Genomic DNA, 20,251 nt, shown 5'->3' with positions numbered 1-20,251 from the left:
TTCTCCCGTTAGCCCGCATCTTTTTCATGCACCAGGCCTACAAAAATCTCTTCCAGGGAACTCTCCCGGGTGCGCAGGTCGCGGTAATCAATGCCGATATCCCCGAGGGTGCGTAGCAAGCGCGCCACGCCGGCCTGTTCTTGCTGCGAATCGAAGGTGTAAATCAGTTCGTAACCATCGTCTGACAACTCCACAGGCTCCAGAGTGAGCTCTCCGGGTACTTTGTCGAGCTTCGACTGCAATTGCAGACGCAACTCTTTCTTGCCCAGCTTGCTCATCAGCCGGCTCTTCTCTTCCACCAGAATGATCTCGCCCTGGCGAATAACCCCGATACGATCGGCCATTTCTTCGGCTTCTTCGATGTAGTGGGTCGTAAGAATGATGGTTACACCGTCTTCCCGGAGTTTACGGACCATCTCCCACATATCACGACGCAGCTCTACGTCGACGCCTGCCGTGGGCTCATCCAGGAACAGTATCCGAGGCTCATGAGAGAGCGCCTTGGCGATCATCAGCCGGCGCTTCATGCCACCGGAGAGGGTCATAATGCGACTATTGCGCTTGTCCCACAGCGATAGATCCCTGAGCACCTTTTCAATGTGCTCAGGCTTGGGCGCTTTACCGAACAGGCCGCGGCTGAAGGATACGGCCTTCCATACGGTTTCGAACGAATCGGTACTGAGTTCCTGGGGCACCAGGCCAATGGATTCACGAGCTTTACGGTAATCCTTGACGATGTTGTGGCCACCGGCAGTGATTTCACCGGAAGACATGTTGGCAATGCCGCAAATGATGCTGATCATTGTGGTTTTGCCTGCCCCGTTGGGACCGAGCAGGGCAAAAATTTCGCCCCGGTTTATGTCCAGATTGATATTCTTAAGGGCCTGGAAACCGCCCTCATAAACCTTGTTGAGGTTCTTAACGGAAATATCCGGCTGCACGGGTGTATCCTGTTCCAGAAAGTGGGTCCGAAATGAAAGCGCGGCATTTTCTCATGTCTGGCGCCGGTTTAGAAATTTTTGCCTTGAGGCAGATAGTGTCCATAATGCCTCATCGGTTTCAACTGGGTGAGGGTATGGTACGAGCGATTGTGGCTATGGGTTTCATTGTGGCCCTGGTTTTAGTGGTTATCTTTGGTTCCCTATGGCTAAAAGCCCCAGATAGCGACGCTCCCGGTAGTGAGCAGCCTGTCTGTGACTTGCTGGCTGGGCCCTGTGAGTGGGAGGTGAAATCCGGGCTCTGGCAAGTGGAACTGGGCGTTATGGGTGACGAGGGCCAGGGCACAGAATATCAGCTTACCGTTTATTCGCCGACTACACCGGAGCGGTTCCTTGCAGTATTACGCGGCGAATCCATGTATATGGGTGAGTACCCGGTACCGCTGCGAAGTGAAGGCGATGGCAGTTACTCTGCCCGTTTCACTGCACCACTCTGTACCACGGGTTCCGAAATGGTCTGGCGTATTGATCTGCAACAAGGCCAGAATGCACTTCCAGAGCCTGCTCCATTGAAACTGGTTTTTCAAACCCAAGATAAACAGATTCGGTAAATTGATGTTAACTTCAGAGAAAGCGTGATGGATTACGGCGAAAGTGTACAAAAAGTGCTGTTACGGAAAATTCGTAAAGCCGAACAGGACCTGATGCAGCTGAAGCTGGACTACTGCCGCTTTGTTTTCGGCCTGGCTCAGCGGGCGAGGGTTGTTTCAGGTGGTGTCACCTACCTGGTTCTCTCTGTCGATGTCGATTCCATGGTTTCCACGGAGGAGGGCGCGTTTACCCGCCCGGCGGTCGAGGGAGTGCCCGCGGACAAACCGGAACAGGCAGAGACCGTTCAGCTAGGAATTGACTGGGTTCTCGAGCAACGCAGCAAAAATTGATAACGGTTATATCAGCGTGTTCGCAGTAATGTCAGGGGTTAATGAAAGCACTATGGATTCTGAATCCTTAAAGGGAGCCTGATGACCGTTATCCTGATGCTCCACACACTTCTGGTTATTACGTTTACTATCCGGATTCTCCTACGTGATGACCTGTCGCCTCCCGTGCGCCTGGCCTGGTTTATCGTGCTTAACGTTCTGCCTTATTTTGGCAGCGTTATTTACTTCCTGTTCGGTGAAACAGATCTGGGAAACCGCGCGGATAAACGACACAGAGAGATATTTGCGGAAATACGAGCCAAAGCTTCCTGGTTTATGGGGGAGGCAGCCAATACAGAGAAACTGATTGAGCCGGTCTACCGGCCTGCATTCCGCTATGCGGGCTCGATTAACGGTTTCCATCCATCAGCAGGTAACACCGCCGAGTTGATGAGTGATGGCGATGAAACGCTTAGCCGCATGGTTGCAGACATTGATGCGGCCAAAGATCACGTTCACGTGCTGTATTACATCTGGATTGATGACAACACCGGCCATGCCATTGCTGAGGCACTGATACGCGCAGCCCGCAGAGGGGTAACATGCCGAGCCATGGCTGATGGGCTGGGGTCTCGCGCGATGATTAATTCCGCGCTCTGGCAGCGCATGAAAGAGGCGGGCGTTCATCTGGCTGTCGCGCTGTCGCTGAAGCACCCCATCCGCACCATTCTCACCAGCCGGCTGGATCTTCGGAACCACCGCAAGATAACCGTGATTGACTCACGGATCACTTATTGCGGCAGCCGTAATTCCGCTGATCCGGAGTTTCTGGTTAAAGCCAAGTACGCGCCTTGGGTGGATATCATGCTCCGGTTTACCGGGCCGGTTGTGGTTCAGAATCAGTTGCTGTTTGCCAGCGACTGGATGCAGGCCACCAATCAATCTCTGGATTGCATTGTGCTGTCCTCGCAGCCCGTTGAAGGCGGTTTTCCGGCGAAGGTTATGGGCGTTGGGCCAACCGAGCGCCACGGGGCCACGCCGCAGCTCTTTGCCAACCTGATTGCCTGCGCCCAGAGCGAGCTGACACTCTCTACACCGTATTTCGTTCCAGATGCGACGGTTCTGGAAGCCCTGTGCGCGGCCGCCCATCGGGGCGTTGCGGTTTCGCTGATATTTCCCAAGGTGAATGACAGCTGGATCGTGGCTGCGGCCAGCCGCAGTTACTATCACCGACTGCTTGATGCGGGATGCATCATCCATGAGTTCAAAGGCGGGCTTCTTCACGCCAAAACCCTCACAATCGACGGCAAGATAAGCCTGATTGGCTCCTCGAACCTGGATCTGCGCAGTTTTGACCTGAACTATGAAAACAACATTCTTCTGCAGGACGAAGCCACGACCCTGGCAATCACAGAACGCCAACAAAGTTACATCAACCGCTCTGAGGTCGTTGACTTACCCACGGTTCTTGCATGGCATTACCATCAGAGGATCTGGCACAACGTTATTGCAACCATCGGCCCAGTCCTTTAACACCAAGGCCTAAGCAACAAACTCTGGATATTCAGCAGGTCGGCATGGTTTTCAGGGCAAGCTTGCGGCGAACATAACGCCCGAGGGTATCAACGCCGATGTTGAGCAGGGCAGTTACCAGAATCAGCACCATGGCGCGGTCAAACCGGATATTCTGAATAGCGCTATCTACGTAAAACCCGAGCGTGTAGATGCCTAAAATCCCCAGAATGGCCGTTTCCCGCATAATGATCTCCCAACGGTAGAACAGAAATGCCAGAAAAGAACGATACACCCGTGGCACCAGCTCCCAGCTGTACCGGTTAAGTCCGATAGGTGCGTCCGCACGGAGCTTGATGGAATTGGTTTGCTTGCCAATCAAGTGCCCGATAATTCCGCCGTTGTGCAGCGCCAAGGCAACCACCGCAGGCAACATCGAAGGGCCCCATAGTTGCAGCAGGATATAAGCCAGAATGTACTCCGGCGTGGACCGTGCGATCACCAGAACCACATGGCCGGCGCTACGGCGTATGGGGCCGCCAAAATGGTTGGAGATCAGAGGGAATGCCAGCAGCGAGAGAATACCCGTAGCCACCAGTGCAATCTGGGTGAGCACAATGGTATTCCAGATGCCCGGGATGGCTTCGTTGATCATCAGATCACTCAGCCAGGGCATCAGGCCCGTCAAACCCTCCCCGTTACGCAGCGGTGCCGGCACAATGTCTTCGGTGAAGAAGCGCTGCACATTGCCCCATACAATCGGCAAGCCCTCGCCAAGAAAGAAGGGTGCGCCAAGCACGTACACGGGCAATAGCTTTGGCCTTACCCACAGGGGCATGGTGGCTATCAGGACATAGAACAGAATCAGCATTGCGCCGGCGTCGGAGTAAAGCCCCTGAGAAAACGACGCTTCCAGGTAAAAGCCCAGTGTGGGCAGGCCAACAAAACCAAGTATCGCGCTGGAACGCAAACCACATTCCAGCCGGTAAGCCGTATAGGTGCGCATCTTCACCCAGCAATCCGGGATGCGGGTATAAAGAAAGGCCGTAATATTTCCGGTGCCCGGAGGCAGAACACGGCCGGGTTCCGGATCGGCTTCTTCGAGAATTTCGGAATATACTTTGGCGAATATTCCGGCGTAGGGGATCGCGATGGCCAGTACACCGGTGAGCGGATGGAACCCGAAGAACTGCAGAAAGATCAGCGCCCAGAAAAGCTCGTGAATGGCGCGAATAAAAGCACAGAAAATGCGTACGGGCAGCGACCGGTATACCAGTGCCAGCAGGAAGCCACAGACACCGCCAAGAGCAACGCCGACAAAGGCAAAGGCGACCGTTCTCAACAGCGCGGTCATCAACCCTTCGCTACTGAAAAAGTTGGGAGTTAAGATCCCCAGGAAGAAGTTGCCCAGATCACGCCAGGGATTGGATGCGGTGATGGCGATATCCGCAAACATTAACCCCACCAAAGCAATAGCAAGGAAAATAAGGCTGGTACGAACCGTTGGGGAAGAGAGCATGGAACGGGCCGAGTTACCTAGTAAAGAGACATGATGTCTGAGGCTGCAAGATTCTCGCTAGGCTGGTCCAAGGCGATCTGTCCGTCATAAATGCCAACGATCCTGGTGCAGTAATTCAGAGCCAGCTCCACATCGTGCAGCGCAATAATGCTGGTTGAAAAGCGATCGCGGAGATACGTCATTACCGAGTTAGCCATGGGGCCATCGAGCGCCGAAACCGGCTCGTCTGCCAGCAGCACAGGGGCGTTTCGGTAGAGCGCCCGCGCAATGGCGACACGCTGGCGTTGCCCGCCGGAAAGAGAGGCTGCAGGCGTCCAGAGTTTTTCTGTCATACCAAGTGACTGCAACAGCGTGTGTACCTCAGCACGGTCTTTCGAGAACGGCCGGGCGAGCGTTACCGTGTTATACCAGGTCGAGTGCCTATCCAGCTGCCCCATAAACACGTTGTGGAACACTGAAAGTGCATTCACCAGGCCCAAGTCCTGAGGAATCAAGGAAGAGTTACGGTTAACACGTTCGTGAATCAGCCGAATAAGAGTGGATTTACCAGCACCGCTTTTACCCACGAGTGCAATTTTGTCGCCCGGGTTAACATGCAGCGACAGCGGACCGATGACCCGCTTGCCGCTGAATGAAGCCGTAAGGCCAGAAAGATCGAAGCCTGACATCAGTCGAGGATTCCGATCTCTTCTGCAGTTTTACGAATCGGCTCATAGTCGTCGTTGGAGGCAGGAATAAAGCCTGAACGCGGGAAGCTTTCAAGCAGTTCCGGGTTATCGAGGTTCAGAAGTGCTTCGGTAACGCGCTGTTTGAAGCCTTCACCAAAGCGCTCGTCCACATCTCCACGAATAGTCCACTGATAATCAGGGTAGGTGGGTGTTTTCCAGATAACCTGAACCGCATCGGTATCAACGTTTCCATCAGCCAGCTCTTTTTCCCAAACCTGGAAGTTAAGCGCGCCTATATCATAGGTGCCGGCCTCAACCAGGCGAAGGGTGCGTGTGTGGTTGCCACTGAAGCCAACGCGTGAGAAAAAATCCTCAGGCTTTGAATCAAAGGTGTCGCGCACATAGAACTCGGGCATGAGCCGGCCAGACGTTGAGCCTTTGGAGCCGAAGGTAAAGGTTTTACCCTGCAGCTGATCTTTCAGGTCTGCAAGCTCTTCGGCTGGTTCGATCCCCGTGTTGGTATTGGCAATAAAATAGGTCTGGAATGCTTCGTCCTCAACACCTTGAGCAACAGCTTCGGAACCAGGTACCAGCCTGCGCGCCTGTACACCGGAAAGGCCGCCGAACCATGCCAACTGAACCTGGTTGTTACGGAACGCCGAAATGGCAGCCGCGTAGGACTTTACCGGAATGTAGCGTACATCAACATTCAGCTGCTCAGAGAGGTAATCGGCGACACCGCGAAAACGTTCTACCAGCTTTGTTTCGTCTTCATCAGGGATCGCAGTGAACACAAATGTTTGCGCCGAAACCGTGGCTGCGGCGAAAATTAAAAAACTTGAAAGCGTCAACTTCCTTATAAGATTCAAAGCCATTTGAAATCCTTCATCGGGTATCTGATTGTTAAAGCAGAAATATCGCTCCTGTCTAAAACCAGTTGCGTCTGCGAGCGGGAGGATACTCTGATTCTTTTTAACACTGAACATATATACGGATTATAGGTATAAATAGGTCAGGCATCAGGGCACTATTCTCTTAAAATTCTATTCAAGTCTATCAAAATTTTATCCGGACCTTTAAAGGGTCTTCTTATATCGAAGAGCACTATGGATATCATCATGATCACGCCGGCTGGGCCGGGCTCGAAAGCTGGCAACAGGGCAACCGCAGAGCGCTGGCAAACGCTGCTGGAACAAGCGGGGCACAAGGTATCTATTGTTACAGCGTATCACGGTGAGCCTTGTGATCTCTTCATTGCTCTCCATGCCTGGCGCAGCCATGAGGCAATTCGCCTGTTCCGAAATTCATGCCCGGGCAAACCGTTAGTCGTGGCATTAACGGGAACAGATATCTACCGACACCAATACGAATACCCTGAGCAAACCCTTTGTTCCATGCAGGCAGCCGATGCACTGATCGGCTTGCATGCGCAGGTTGGGGACGATATTCCAGAGCGTTTCAGGATCAAACTGGTTACGCTTTTTCAGTCTGCGGACCGGCCCACTGTGCATAAAAGAAAGGCGGCTTCTACATCGCTTTATTTTGATGTGTGCGTCATCGGCCACCTGCGGGATGAAAAAGACTCCCTTCGGGCCCCCCAGGCGGCCAGGCTTTTGCCCGCGAACTCCCGCATTCGCGTTTCCTGTGCAGGCAACGCCCACGATGCACATTGGGAACAGCTGGCAAAACAGGAAGTGCAGGAGAATCCAAGATTCAAATGGCTCGGCGCGCTCGAAAAAAATGGCATCGCCGGGCTGATGGCCAATAGCCAGTTGCTGGTGATGAGTTCGGTCATGGAGGGTGGTGCAAATGTAGTGTCGGAAGCCTGCCGCGCCGGCCTGCCTGTCATTGCATCTGATATCTCCGGGAATACCGGGCTGCTTGGTAAGGATTACGCCGGGTACTACCCCGTGGGTGATACCGGGGCACTTGCTGATGTGCTCGAACATGCGGAGAGCGATGCGGAGTTTCTGGAGCAATTGCGAGAGCAGGTTGACCAACTCGCTAGCCAGTTTACGCCGGAAAAAGAGCAGGAATCCCTGGAGCAGGCGCTTTCACTTGCAGTGCAGCGCCGCTCCGGGGCACTCGATTCACTCTCTTAACGTAATCGGCTCAATTGGCCCGCTATCATCCTGGGGCAGAACCCGCCCGATGATGGCGGTGTGCGGATAACCCAGGGCTTTGAGCTCCCGAACGCAGTCTTCCGCCTTATCGGCCGAAACACTTGCCAGCAAGCCGCCGGCAGTTTGCGGATCAAAAATCAGGGGGTAGCGTGGGTGCTTCACCCACTTATCCTGATCCCGGATACCACGGCGCAGGCGAATATTGGCCGGCTGCAGAGAACTAAGAATGCCTGCTGCTGCCGTTTCTTCCGCACCGGGCAGGATAGGAATCGCGGAGAGATCCAGCTCGGCATCGACACCTGAAGGTCGCGTCATCTCAACCAGATGGCCCAGCAAGCCAAAGCCGGTCACGTCCGTACAGGCTTTGGATCCGAAGCTCCGGAGACAGTCTGCTGCCTTCTTGTTGGACTGCACCATCGAGGCCAAGGCGGAATCAATCCAGCGGCCTTTAGCAGCCAAGCGGGCGTGCGCCGCAAACAGCGTTCCGGTACCAATGGGTTTGGTGAGGATCAGTACATCGCCGGCCCGCAAGCCACCTTTGCTCATCACCTTATCAGGATCGATCAGACCATTCACTGCGAAGCCAAGGGCAAGCTCACGACCTTCGCCCGTGTGGCCACCGACCAGGGCACAACCTGCTTCATTCAATACATCCACGGCACCAGACATCATCTGATAGACCACATCTTCCACTTTGGATTCGATACCGTAGGGAACCGTGGCCACCGCAGTCGCACTCTGAGCTTCGGCGCCCATCGCAAAGACATCACCAAGGCTGTGGTTTGCAGCAACGCGGCCAAATGTATAAGGGTCATCAATGAATGCCCGGAAGAAATCGACAGTGTGTACCACGGCTTTCCCGGGTGGGACCCGCAAAACGGCGGCATCATCCGGCGCATGCAGGCCGATAATAATATCGTCCCGGTCAATGGGCCTGAGTTCACCCAAAGCTCGTGAAAGCACCGTACTGCCAACCTTGGCGCCACAACCACCGCAGCGCATGGCAACGGCAGAAATCGCCTGAGAGGCTTCCTCAGGGTTCTGCGCTGCAGATGTATCGGGCAGGGCCGCCCCTTCGTCCATGGGCAGGAGGTCGGTGAATTTTTCCATAAACCGGCGGTCGATCCAGTCCTTCCAGCGCCACACCATGGCACCGTCAAGTTGCATATCGCCGCGGGAGGCGACGGCGTATTTGTCGCCAGTACTGATCAATGCCAGCCATTTTTTCTGGGGATGAAAATCGTTGGGTGCTTTGCCCAGAGCCATGCGCTTGAGGTTCTCCGCCAGAGGTGGTCCCTGGCGCACCGCAAATACACCGGCTTTTTCCCGAGGATGATTGACCACGTTGGCAATGTCGCCTGCAGCAAAAACGCTGTCGTCGTTTTCAGCCTGCAGAGTGTCCCGCACGCGCAGGAACAGCCCTTCATCCAAAGCCAGGCCGGTTTCCTCCAGCCACGCTGGCCCACCGGCTCTTGTTACCCAGAGGACTTCGTCTGTCTGCAAGGTTTCGCCAGCGGCGGTGCGCAACAGCCCTTCACCGACTTTTTCCACCGGCGAGCCAAGATGAAGCTTTACACCGCGTTCAGAAAGCGTTTTCCGGAAGACTTCCCGTACTTTTGCGTTGTGCGTGGGAAGAATTTCTTCGGCTGCATCAAACAAGTGGAAATGCAGTTGGCCGGAATCCCGCCCGCGCTGCTCCAGCTCGTTTTTAAGGCGATACTGCATTGCCAGTGTCAGCTCCACACCTCCAGCGCCTGCGCCTACAACGCCTACCGTGAGTGGCCCTTCGTGGTTTTCAATACGTGAGAGGAGGGCAAGCCAGCGGTTGTTGAAACCAGTGATTGGCTTTACCGGCACCGCGTACTGGGAGGCACCCTCTACCTCATTCGTCCTGGGCGACGAACCGATATTGATCGACAGTATGTCGTAAGGAACATCCGGCCGGCCTTTGCAGATCACACGCTTGCTGTCGCGATCAATACCTCTGGCTTCGGCCCGATAAAAGCGTGCCCCTGCAAACTCTGCCAGGCGGCTCAGGTCGATGTGTACATCGTCGTAACTGTAGTGTCCTGCCACGTAGCCAGGCAGCATTCCGGAGTAGGGTGTGTGCGTGTCACGGCAAATGAGGGTCAGCCGGACGCCGGGAACCGGTTTCATTGCAAACCGTTTGAGTACCCCGACGTGGCTGTGCCCGCCGCCAATCAGGACAATGTCCCGTAAAACAGGCTGGTCAGGCGTTCGCATCAGTTGATTTTCTTGGCTTCAACTGTAAATTGATCAAATCCCTTGATGTGTGAGAAGCCATTCAGCTTTTCCTGATCGGCTGCCGATGGGTTGGCAATCTGATCAATGGACGTGATCCCGGCAGCTTTCAACTTTTGGGCCGTAGCCGGCCCGATGCCTTTCACGAGCGTCAGATTGCTTTTATCAACCGGCTTCTTGGCCGTGGCAGTTGGCGCTTTCTTTGCCGCAGGCTTTTTAGGGGCTGCTTTCTTCACTGCAGGTTTCTTTGCTGCGGGTTTCTTTGCTGCGGGTTTCTTGGCAGCGGTGCTTGCTGCCGATGCAGGCGCTTTTTTGAGTTCTTTTTTGCTCTCTTTTTCGGCTTTACGGATGTCTTCTTTAGAAGCGACACCCAAGCGTTCGAGTATGTTGGATTGCAGTTCGTGGAACTCGTCCAGGCGACGTTCAAACTCGTCGCTAAAACGCTTCATTTCACGTTCGCGCAGTTCATCGACTTCTTTCAGAACCTTGCGAACCGGATCCTGAACCTGATGTTGCAGGCTATCGAGCTGTTTCCTCGCATCGCTGACCAGACCTTCAATCTGGGATGACGTTTTCTCAAATTCCTTGTTGACCTTCTTTACGATCTTATCAACGCTTTCTTTGGCTTTCTTCGCCATAAGATTATCTCCTTGCAGACAGATAGAACGGACAATAGTGATCAGGCCATTTGCCGGAAACCGGGCACAGAACCTGAGGAACGACGTGATTTTAACGACTGTTTTTTGGAAAGAACTTCCCTGATGCGACGCAACTTTTCCTCTAGACCTGTGCCTCCATCAGACTTCAAGTCAACAAAATCAATCGAGTAGAAGAAGTTGCTACAGTGCTTTCTGCGTTCGGTAATTAACCCTGTCACACTTTCCGCACGGATTTTATCAAACGGCATGTCCATAATCAGATCGAGCACGACTGTATCGCCGGGATTGAACATCTTGTCCGTTTTCATAACGCAACCGTAAGCGTCCAGCTCAAAAAGCTCGGCCTCGACCCGTTCCTTGCGGAACAGGCCTTGCCGGATTCTGAAACGGGCGACTAGATCGGGCAACGCTTCCTTCATGAATACTGAATCTCTGCAGAGGCTGACTTGATATTGATTAAACAATAGACACTGACCAAAGGTTTTGCAACGCAACCAGTGCCATACGATAAACTTTTGAGGCAGTTGTTCAACACCTACCGGGTGATAATTTCGTACATATCAACTCTGCGGTCTTTAATGTTGGTTACTGACCCTTCGTTGCGTACCAATGTTAGTTTTTCCAGATCCATATCAGAGAACATGATCATCTCGGTATTAGGCGTTGTTTCAGCCATGACAGCATCGTGAGGGAAGGCAAAGTCAGACGGCGAGAACACCGACGATTGAGCGTACTGCACGTCGAGGTTTTGTACTTTCGGCAGGTTCCCTACGCTACCTGTTATCGCTACATAACACTCGTTTTCGATCGCCCGGGCCTGGGCACAATGACGAACCCGCAAATAGCCATTTTTGGTGTCTGTCCAGAAGGGCACGCAGATAATATCGACTTCCTTGCTGGCCGCAATTCGCCCCAGTTCGGGGAATTCGATGTCATAACAGATCATAATCGCAACACGCCCGGCATCTGTATCGAACACTTCAAATTCGCTTCCACCTTCTATAACCCAGTCACGACGCTCGTGGGGCGTAATGTGGACCTTGCGCTGCTCGTCCACCCGGCCATCGCGGTGGCAAAGGTAGGACACATTGTAGACGCGATCGTTCTCCAGCAAAGGCATGGAACCGGTAATGATGTTGATGTTATAGCTTACTGCCATATCAGACATGCGATCCCGGAACTGCTCGGTGAACCCGGCAAGAAAACGGATAGCGCGGGTCTGGTCTACCTGATCGGTCAGCCCCATCAGTGGCGCGTTGAAAAACTCCGGGAACAGCGCAAAGTCACTCTTGTAATCAGACAGCGCATCTACGAAATATTCAACCTGTTCAAGCACCTCTTCAACTGATAAAAACTCTCGCATCTGCCACTGAACGGCGCCCATGCGAACCTGGGTTTTCTTTTCGTTCAGGACTGAGGAGGGCGGGGTGTAAAGAATGTTCCGCCATTCCAGCAACGTTGCGTACCCCTGGGATTTTTCATCCTCCGGGAGGTATTTGTGCATCAGCCGGGTAACCTGAAAGTCGTTCGACAGTTGAAAGCTCAGAATCGGATCGTAAATATCTCTGCGGTCAACCCGGTCAATGTACTCAGCAGGTGAATACTGATCCGAATACTTGAAATAGCCAGGTATGCGCCCCCCCGCAAGGATCGCACGCAAGTTCATGGATCGGCAGAGCTCTTTGCGAGCTTCATACAACCGCCGCCCAAGGCGATAACCACGATATTCCGGGTGAATGAACACATCCAACCCGTAAAGGGAGTCGCCTTTTGGGTCATGCCTGATTTGTTCGTTTCGCTTAATCAGATCGTCATAGGTATGGGGGTTGCTGAACCGCTCATATTTAACCGATACGGTGAGAGCTACAGCAACCAACTGACCTTTGTCCTCAATGCAGATCTGTCCATCCGGGAACTGGTCCACCAGCGCTTTGATGGTGTCCTTTGGCCAGGCGCCACCAATATCGTCATAGACACGATCCATAAGCACCTGAAGCTGTTCGTAATCATCAAGTGTCAGGTTGCGGAGATTGAGATGCAGTTCTTCATGGGCCATTCAGCGTAGCTCCTGTATGGCATTGATATGGATTTATCGGGCAATTCTATCAGAAGGCATTAAAGAGTTCGCACAGGCAGCCGAAAAACGATTAAATCAAAATCAGGAGTACAGCGTGCATCTTTCATTCGGTCAAAAGCTGTTGGTTACCTTCAGTATCCTGCTTATTCTAGTAATGGCCGCCTTCACCATTTCCGGCAATCTCCGCCTGCAGCACACGACGGAAACCTATGTCGATGCTTTGATTGAAAATACAGCGGAGCAGAATACGTCGAGCATTGCCGATTGGCTCAATACACGGCTGATGATGACTGAAGCCACAGCCAAGGCGCTGGAAACGTCTACGACAGATCAGCAGGCCCGAAACCTGCTTCAGGCGATTGCGACCGGTGGGAATTTCAAGGATGTGTATGTGGGCCGCAACAATGGCTACATGCTCATGAAGACCGAGGCTGACGAAGCTTCCCTGCCATCTGACTACGATCCCAGAGTCCGCCCCTGGTATAAAAAAGCCATAGAGCTCGGCCGTTCATCGTTTACCGAGCCCTATCTCGATGCTGCCACCGGCGAAATCATCATTTCCACTCTTGCGCCCGTTACGCGCGGAGAGAATAGAGGTGTCGCAGCAGCTGATATCACGTTGAAAGCCGTCGATGATATTCTGTCTGTTATAAATCTGGCCGGTACGGGCTACGCGGCGCTTATCAGTCAAGAGGGCACGGTGCTTTATCACCCGGACCGAAATCTCATCGGAAAGAACATCAGCTCATTGCTCGGCGAAGCCCCGAAACTGGACGGGGGTGATCATACCTATCAGAAAGATGACGTGCCCTGGAGCGCCAGCTTCCACTCCATTAGCCAGGCTCGCGGTGTGGACTGGTATCTGGGAACTTTCGTCAATAAAGACAAAATAAACGCCCCGGTTCGCCGGCTGAATGCGGCGATGGCGGATATTGGGTCAAACGATGCGGACTTGACCCAGCGCCTGGACGACAGTGCCCGTGATGAGTTCGGTCAGCTCGCGGGAAGCTTTAACCAGTTTGTGGAGAAAATCCACGAAGTTGTCCGTGAGGTACAGCAGGGCAGTACCGAACTGGCCACCAACGTAACCGCGCTGAGGAATACCGCAAAAGCGAGCCGCAACAGCGTTGAAAGCCAGCAGGCTGAAGTGGATATGGTTGCGACAGCGATTAACGAGATGTCCGCAGCAGCCGGAGAAATTGCCCAGAACGCCCAGCAAACAGCCGATGCGGCAAACACGGCAGATGGGGACAGCCGCGCATCGCTGGAAACTGTATCCGCGTCGCGGGATGCCGTGCAGAAACTATCCCGCGAAGTCAGTGCCGCAGCAGAAGTGATTGACGCACTGGGCCGGGACGTTACGTCTATCACATCGGTGCTGGAAGTTATCCAGGGTATTGCGGCACAGACCAACCTGCTCGCATTGAACGCGGCTATTGAAGCTGCGCGTGCTGGCGACGCCGGACGCGGTTTTGCGGTTGTAGCCGATGAGGTAAGAAACCTTGCTCAGCGCACCCAGACCAGCACAGAAGAGATCAATAACATGATCGAGCGTCTGCAAAAAGGCGCCAACGATGCTGTCGACGTAATGAAAGCTTCCACAGCGGTCTCCAACGTCAGCATGGAGAAGGCACAGGATGCGATGGACTCCCTTAACAGGATTGCCGATGCCATCACCTCCATAAGCCAAATGACAACACAGATTGCGACCGCCTCGGAAGAGCAGACCTCGGTTACCGAAGAGCTGAACGCTTCGATTACGCGTATTGCAGATCAGGGCCAGGAAGCTGCAACAGCGGCAAATGAGAACGACGTCTATAGCGGCCGCATCGATGAGATTGGCCAGGCTCTCGACGCAAATGCCTCCCGCTTCCGGACCTGACTCAGCGGCTAAGCAACTCGAGGCGCCAGCGCAAATTATTCAGTGTCTGGCGACCGACATTATTCGACTCACCGCTCAGAAACGGATTATTCAGAACAATCATTGTGCGCTTATCCAGGTTGAGAGCCGAGACCGAAGAACCGTAATGCCGCTGGAGAAAAACACCGAAACTGCCATCCCGGATGGCGCGCTCCATTCCCAGTTGTAGCCGGTGAGCCGTTGAAAGATCATTTGGTCCCACAAAGAGGTACGAGGGCATGGGATAAGCCAGCACCAGGTTTGGTTCTATCGTCAGCTCCGGATCGTTCTCAATCGCAAGATCATTTATAACCTCACTGACGCCTCTGGCAAAACAGTCAAAACGATTTTTCCTCAACATGCCGAACAGAATTTCGTAGCGGGAATGGGTGATCACCGGGATATCGTTTTCCCTGAGTATAGGCGTATCGGGCCAGTGGGTTCCCTGGCCGATCCGTATGCCACTTTTCCGAAGATCAGAAAGAGAGTGAATATTTCTGAATAGTGGAAGGCTTTCAGGCGTAACCACACACACGCGAAAACCAAGCAACCCGCCATCCACAGGAACCGGAACCGGTGTCAGAAACCGCTCCCGCTCTGCCGATGTGGCCACATTGGCAATATCCACCATGCGGTGATCACCTCGCTCCAGCTCACGCAAAGCTCGCCCCTTGCTCAGTTCCCGGCTTCTGAGAATTCGAAACTCTCCATATTCGGGTGTTTTCTCCAGCGCAAGGGCCACCAGGGCGTAAATCGCCGGGCTGTCGTAGTTTCGGTACCAGAGTACATAATCTTGTTGAGGGGGATTTATCGAACCAACATCGCCCCACAGCGGCGTTGATAGAAGCCCAAACAAAAGCCCCGCAGAGGCGACGATCCTTGTACTCACGCGGACACAAGCCGAAGAGCCGTGGGCATATCTCAATTTACGAATCCTTTTGCGTATTTTTATGAATCCATTCCTGCGACATGAAAAGCTGGCCGCATGGGCACCTCCATTTTTTCCCACACATCCATACTTTAGATCAGAATGAATTAAGGAAATGTTAATCCGTCAAAAATATGGAAAAAGAGTGTTGCCAACTACCCAGGGCATTGTAATGATCCGCTTTAACCAAAACTCAGGAGCTGAACGATGGCCTTAATTGACAGCATTATCGGGGCAACCGAGCAATGGATTTCCACCACGGATCCCAAAGCAACTCTGGCGCAACCCTTGGAGTGGTTGAAGAAAACCGGAGGCTATGCCGCCGTTAATCGCATCATAGGGCTGTCGATTCCGTTCGCGCCCCGGAACCGGTTCAGTGTTGAAGAAGTTCGCCCTGGCTACGTACGCGCACGCATTCAGTTAAAAGGCAACAAAAACCACTTTGGCAGCCTGTATGCAGGTGCGTACTTTCTCGTGGCAGAAATTCCTGGTGGGGTGTTAACGCTGTTTGATCTGGGACCTTCCTATACGCCGATCCTGAAGGAAATGACCCTTAAATTTCTGCAGCCCGCCAATTCCGATGTCACCGTAGAGTTCGCCCTGTCACCGGAAGACGTTGCTGCGATTCTCTCGGATGCCGATGCCACCGGTCGCGCGAAGTTCACCCTCGAAGGGGAGCTGCGCGACATGGAGGGCAACCACGTTGCTACATCTATCGCACAGTACCGGGTTCGCAAGAAGGGCTTTCAACCAGCTGAATAAGGAAGAGCCTGAGGCATCTCCTCAGGCCGGATTCAACTGGGCGATGGCGGCGAGGAAAATCTCACCGTACTTCTCCAGCTTGGCTGCTCCCACACCGCTCACGCCCGCAAGCTCATCCAGCGTTTGCGGCTTGCGCTCAAGCATGCCAAACAGGGTGGTGTCGTGGAAAATAACGTAGGGCGGCACACCCTGTTTATCCGCAAGCTCCTTGCGGCAGGCCCGCAGGGCTTCCCAGCCAGTATGGTCTGTAACCTGATCTTTGACCGCGCCACCGGATCTTCCAGCTGAAGAACGGCCAGCCGATTTTTTAATGACCGGGTCTTTACGCAACTCTACCTTATGTTCGCCTTTCAGCAGCGGCCGGCATTGCTCCGTCAATTGCAGAGCGCCGTAGCCTTCCGGGTCTGCCCGCAGGTAACCGTTGGCAACCAGTTGCCGGAACACAGACTTCCACTCGGTAACAGAAAGCTCAGTCCCGATACCGTAGGTTGATATCTGGTGGTGCCCAGATTGCATAACCCGCTCGTTTTCCGAGCCACGTAATACATCAATCAAGTAGGTGACGCCAAAGCGCTGACCGGTACGAAAGACACAGGATAGCGCCTTTTGAACGGCAACCGTACCGTCCCAGGTTTCGGGTGGGTTTAGACACGTATCGCAGTTACCGCAGGGTGTCTCAAGCTCGTCGCCAAAATAATTCAGCAGGACTTGCCGGCGGCATTTTGTGACTTCACAAAGGCCCAGCATGGCATCCAGCTTCTGTCGTTCTACCCGCTTGAAGTGATCATTACCCTGGGAGCCTTCCAGCATCTGTCGCAGCTTGATGACATCCTGCAGGCCGTAAACCATCCAGGCGGTTGAAGGCTTGCCATCGCGGCCTGCGCGGCCAGTTTCCTGATAATAGGCTTCCAGACTCTTGGGCAGATCAAGGTGCGCTACAAAACGCACATCGGGCTTATCAATGCCCATGCCAAATGCGATAGTGGCAACGATAATCACCCCGTCTTCCCGCAAAAAACGCTCCTGATTGTGAGCCCGGTCTTTGGCGGGAAGCCCTGCATGGTAGGGCAGTGCGGTATAGCCCTTCTGCGCCAACATCTTTGCTGTGGCATCAACCTTGTTACGAGACAGGCAGTAAACGATTCCGCAGTCGTCTTCATGTTCTGCTTTTATAAAGTCAAGCAACTGCTTGTTGGCATTCGTTTTAGGCGCTATCCGGTACTGAATATTCGGGCGATCAAAACCGCTTATGAAGTGCCGTGCTTCTGTCAACGAGAGCCTTTCGGCAATTTCCTTTCGGGTACGCTCGTCGGCGGTCGCCGTCAGCGCAATCCGTGGAATAGTTGGGAATTCGTTAGCCAGTACTGCGAGCTGTAGGTAATCGGAACGGAAGTCGTGCCCCCACTGGGAAACACAGTGCGCCTCATCAATAGCAAACAACGAGATGGAAGCATCATGCAGGAGCTCAAGGGTGCGGGGCTGAATCAATCGCTCTGGCGCGCAATACAAGAGATCAAGCTCACCTGTGCTCAGCGCATATTCCGTAGCGCGGGCCTGCTCAAAATCCATGGTAGAGTTCAGAAATGCCGCCCGCACACCCAGCTCACGAAGTGCCGCAACCTGGTCCTGCATCAGTGCGATCAATGGCGAAATAACGATGGCTGTACCCGAGCGAACAAGTGCAGGAACCTGGTAGCAAAGTGATTTACCACCGCCCGTGGGCATCAGCACCAGAGCATCCCCGCCTGAGACTACCTCGTGGATAATCTCCCCCTGCAGCAGGCGGAAGGTTTCATACCCAAACACCTCGTGCAAAACTTGCTCGGGGCTCCTACCTGAGGTAGTTGGCCGCTGGGCAGAAAGCTGTTCAAAGTTCTGGTCGGGATACATAGAATAACCGGTTGATCGCGATGCTGAGGTGGAATCTGGTAGCGGATCATACCAGATTCAGCGCAAGGAATGGCCGGACAGACTGCCTTTTGGGAGGCAAAGCGAAAGAAGAAACGATACAATACCGCGGTTTCAAACTACCGTTTCACGGCTCACCATAATCGTTACTGACAACAACAGGGCATCCATGCAGGAATTTGACGCCATCCGTCCCTATTCGGACGAAGAAACCGGCCCCGCTATTAAACGGTTGGTCAACGACCAGGAGTTTCTGGACATGGTGGGGCGCTTCAAGTCGCCTACATTGGCGCGCTGGGCGCCGGCAGTTCTGCGTTTTTTCACCCGTCGCTGGCTAGTCAGCCGTTTTGGACATTTCACTCACGTGGATGATCTGCAGGCGGGATTATCCGGGTATATCGGTGATCTGATTGAAGGCACTACCACCCGTGTAACAACAAGCGGCGTAGAAAACCTCAGTAAGCAGGGCGCTTACCTGTTTATATCCAACCATCGGGATATTGTGTTTGACCCCATGGTGGTCAATTACCTGCTGTTCAAAAACGGCCTGCGTACCACGCGGATAGCCATTGGCGATAACCTGCTCGCAAACCGGGTATTTGCTGAAATGATGCGGCTTAACAAGAGCTTTATTGTTCGCCGCGATATGACCAGCCCCCGTGAAATGCGTGACGCTTATATTACGCTTTCCGGCTTTATCAACCACAGCATCGCAAATAACGAGAATATCTGGATAGCGCAGCGCGAGGGGCGTGCCAAAGATGGTCTGGATTTCACCGACCCCGCGATCATCAAGATGTTCTACATGAGCTGCAAGAAAAGCGGCCTGAGCTTTGCCGAGGCGATGAACAAACTCCGCATCGTTCCGGTTTCCATATCCTATGAGTACGATCCGTGCGACGGCGACAAAGCCCGCGAACTGGAAACCAAGGCACGTGCTGGCAGCTACAAAAAAGCAGAAGGTGAAGATACAGAGCAGATCATGAAGGGCCTGACCGAGTTCAAGGGCCATGTGCACGTGCACTTTGGCACCCCCATCACCGATGCGCCGGAAAACGCCAAAGAGTTTGCTGCACTGGTCGACCGTGAAATACACGCCAATTACCATCTGCACGCATCTAACCTGGTGGCCTACGAGAAACGCGGGCTTCACCCCCAGGGTGTTAAGGATCTGAAAATTGTCCGGGATTCTGTAGTAACCGCTGGGAACTGGTCCGAAGAGGACATGCAGATCGCCCGCATGGAAATGGAAAAGAGGCTGGAGGCTTGTGATTCCGCTATTCGCCCCTACCTATTGGACATGTATGCCAACCCGGTTCAGACCGCGCTGGACGCGAACACCAGACAAAACTCTCCGGATTGATCCGGACAATCCCTTTCTGATAAACGAGGTACTGCGTGCAGGATCTTCAGTATATTGAGCTGGAAACCGGAGCTAACCCCACAGCTGCCGTCATTTGGTTACACGGTCTCGGTGCAAGTGGCCACGATTTTGAACCCGTAGTGCCTGAGCTGGGTTTACCGGACGACGCTGCCGTACGCTTTATATTTCCACACGCGCCCAACATGCCGGTCACCATCAATGGCGGTATGACCATGCCCGCCTGGTACGACATTAAAGCGATGGATATTGACAGAATTGTGGACACCGACCAGCTGATGGATTCGGCCCGTGCTGTAGGCAAACTGATCGATCAGCAAGTCGAGCGAGGCATACCCTCAGAAAATATCGTTATTGCAGGCTTTTCACAGGGTGGGGCGGTTGCCTATGAACTCGGCCTGACCTATCCAAAGCGGTTAGCCGGCATTCTGGCGCTTTCCACCTATTTCGCCACGGCGAAATCTGTGAAGCCTTCAGAGGCAAACGCCGGCATTCCGATCAATATCTATCACGGAACCGCTGACCCGATGGTTCCTGAAACGCTTGGCGTCCGCAGCGTGGAAACACTCAAGGGAATGGGCTACGAGCCAGCTTATATGACCTTCCCCATGGAGCACAGCGTGTGCCTTGAGGAAATTCAGGAGATCGGGCGCTTTATTCGCAAGCACGCTCTCTGACAGGCCAGCTTCCGGCA

General features: G+C 53.7%; 18 protein-coding genes. 8 read left to right on the top strand and 10 right to left on the bottom strand.

The genetic code is table 11. From position 1 onward, the window contains the following. Positions 1-8: 8 nt before the first annotated feature. Positions 9-941: an ABC transporter ATP-binding protein gene (locus BUA49_RS13905; protein ID WP_072798609.1), complete on the bottom strand. Its 933-nt coding sequence runs from the start codon at positions 939-941 to the stop codon at positions 9-11. A 104-nt stretch (positions 942-1,045) separates the two neighbouring features. On the opposite strand from BUA49_RS13905, the gene BUA49_RS13900 reads away from it, so the two are divergent. From BUA49_RS13900 to cls, 3 genes are all read left to right on the top strand, one after another. After that, positions 1,046-1,549 (top strand): hypothetical protein, encoded by a 504-nt coding sequence (locus tag BUA49_RS13900; protein ID WP_228704497.1) that lies wholly within the window; start codon positions 1,046-1,048, stop codon positions 1,547-1,549. Positions 1,550-1,576: 27 nt separating this feature from the next. After that, positions 1,577-1,879, top strand: coding sequence for a hypothetical protein (locus tag BUA49_RS13895; protein ID WP_072798608.1), 303 nt, complete (start codon positions 1,577-1,579; stop codon positions 1,877-1,879). 81 nt (positions 1,880-1,960) lie between these two features. Further along, positions 1,961-3,391: a cardiolipin synthase gene (gene cls, locus BUA49_RS13890; RefSeq protein WP_072798606.1), complete on the top strand. Its 1,431-nt coding sequence runs from the start codon at positions 1,961-1,963 to the stop codon at positions 3,389-3,391. A gap of 31 nt (positions 3,392-3,422) precedes the next feature. Here cls and BUA49_RS13885 read toward each other — a convergent pair whose 3' ends face one another. From BUA49_RS13885 to BUA49_RS13875, 3 genes are read right to left on the bottom strand one after another with little or no spacing between them, the layout of a single operon-like run. Continuing rightward, positions 3,423-4,889: a PhnE/PtxC family ABC transporter permease gene (locus BUA49_RS13885; protein ID WP_072798604.1), complete on the bottom strand. Its 1,467-nt coding sequence runs from the start codon at positions 4,887-4,889 to the stop codon at positions 3,423-3,425. Between the two features lie 17 nt (positions 4,890-4,906). Next, a complete protein-coding gene (locus BUA49_RS13880; protein WP_072798602.1) occupies positions 4,907-5,557 on the bottom strand; it encodes a phosphonate ABC transporter ATP-binding protein in 651 nt (216 codons plus the stop codon). Continuing rightward, the gene (locus tag BUA49_RS13875; protein ID WP_072798600.1) at positions 5,557-6,432 is read right to left on the bottom strand and encodes a putative selenate ABC transporter substrate-binding protein; all 876 of its coding nucleotides are present in this window, start codon (positions 6,430-6,432) and stop codon (positions 5,557-5,559) included. Before BUA49_RS13875 ends, BUA49_RS13880 begins: the two co-directional genes overlap by 1 nt. A 243-nt stretch (positions 6,433-6,675) precedes the next feature. Here BUA49_RS13875 and senB point away from each other — a divergent pair, with 243 nt between their 5' ends. Then, the gene (senB, locus tag BUA49_RS13870; protein WP_267283717.1) at positions 6,676-7,659 is read left to right on the top strand and encodes a selenoneine biosynthesis selenosugar synthase SenB; all 984 of its coding nucleotides are present in this window, start codon (positions 6,676-6,678) and stop codon (positions 7,657-7,659) included. Here senB and selD read toward each other — a convergent pair. The 4 genes from selD to BUA49_RS13850 form a co-directional block, all read right to left on the bottom strand. After that, positions 7,648-9,924: a selenide, water dikinase SelD gene (selD, locus tag BUA49_RS13865; protein WP_072798597.1), complete on the bottom strand. Its 2,277-nt coding sequence runs from the start codon at positions 9,922-9,924 to the stop codon at positions 7,648-7,650. The two genes, senB and selD, sit on opposite strands and share 12 nt — an antisense overlap. Further along, the gene (locus BUA49_RS13860) at positions 9,924-10,580 is read right to left on the bottom strand and encodes a helix-hairpin-helix domain-containing protein (RefSeq protein ID WP_072798595.1); all 657 of its coding nucleotides are present in this window, start codon (positions 10,578-10,580) and stop codon (positions 9,924-9,926) included. The genes selD and BUA49_RS13860 overlap by 1 nt, the downstream gene beginning before the upstream one ends. A 41-nt stretch (positions 10,581-10,621) precedes the next feature. Continuing rightward, complete coding sequence (locus BUA49_RS13855; RefSeq protein ID WP_072798593.1) at positions 10,622-11,020, bottom strand: hypothetical protein; 399 nt, start codon at positions 11,018-11,020, stop codon at positions 10,622-10,624. Between the two features lie 116 nt (positions 11,021-11,136). Next, positions 11,137-12,657, bottom strand: coding sequence for a bifunctional GNAT family N-acetyltransferase/carbon-nitrogen hydrolase family protein (locus BUA49_RS13850; protein ID WP_072798592.1), 1,521 nt, complete (start codon positions 12,655-12,657; stop codon positions 11,137-11,139). Between the two features lie 115 nt (positions 12,658-12,772). On the opposite strand from BUA49_RS13850, the gene BUA49_RS13845 reads away from it, so the two are divergent. Then, entirely contained in the window at positions 12,773-14,560 is a 1,788-nt protein-coding gene (locus BUA49_RS13845) for a methyl-accepting chemotaxis protein (protein ID WP_072798706.1), read from the top strand. A 1-nt stretch (position 14,561) separates the two neighbouring features. Here BUA49_RS13845 and BUA49_RS13840 read toward each other — a convergent pair whose 3' ends face one another. Beyond that, positions 14,562-15,467: a hypothetical protein gene (locus tag BUA49_RS13840; protein WP_072798705.1), complete on the bottom strand. Its 906-nt coding sequence runs from the start codon at positions 15,465-15,467 to the stop codon at positions 14,562-14,564. Positions 15,468-15,713: 246 nt separating this feature from the next. Between BUA49_RS13840 and BUA49_RS13835 the strand changes: the two genes are divergently transcribed. Further along, positions 15,714-16,268, top strand: a complete 555-nt coding sequence (locus BUA49_RS13835; RefSeq protein WP_072798590.1) for a DUF4442 domain-containing protein — start codon at positions 15,714-15,716, stop codon at positions 16,266-16,268. Positions 16,269-16,289: 21 nt separating this feature from the next. On the opposite strand, the gene recQ is transcribed toward BUA49_RS13835, so the two are convergent. Continuing rightward, entirely contained in the window at positions 16,290-18,158 is a 1,869-nt protein-coding gene (gene recQ / locus BUA49_RS13830) for a DNA helicase RecQ (RefSeq protein ID WP_072798588.1), read from the bottom strand. Positions 18,159-18,345: 187 nt separating this feature from the next. On the opposite strand from recQ, the gene BUA49_RS13825 reads away from it, so the two are divergent. After that, a complete protein-coding gene (locus BUA49_RS13825) occupies positions 18,346-19,539 on the top strand; it encodes a lysophospholipid acyltransferase family protein (protein ID WP_072798586.1) in 1,194 nt (397 codons plus the stop codon). 35 nt (positions 19,540-19,574) lie between these two features. Continuing rightward, complete coding sequence (locus BUA49_RS13820) at positions 19,575-20,234, top strand: alpha/beta hydrolase (RefSeq protein WP_072798584.1); 660 nt, start codon at positions 19,575-19,577, stop codon at positions 20,232-20,234. Positions 20,235-20,251 lie beyond the last annotated feature (17 nt).

The sequence above is a fragment of the Marinobacter antarcticus genome (assembly GCF_900142385.1).
Taxonomy (GTDB): Bacteria; Pseudomonadota; Gammaproteobacteria; order Pseudomonadales; family Oleiphilaceae; genus Marinobacter; species Marinobacter antarcticus.
Note: the sequence above shows the minus strand (reverse complement) of the source record. Positions and strands in the feature narration are given on the sequence as shown.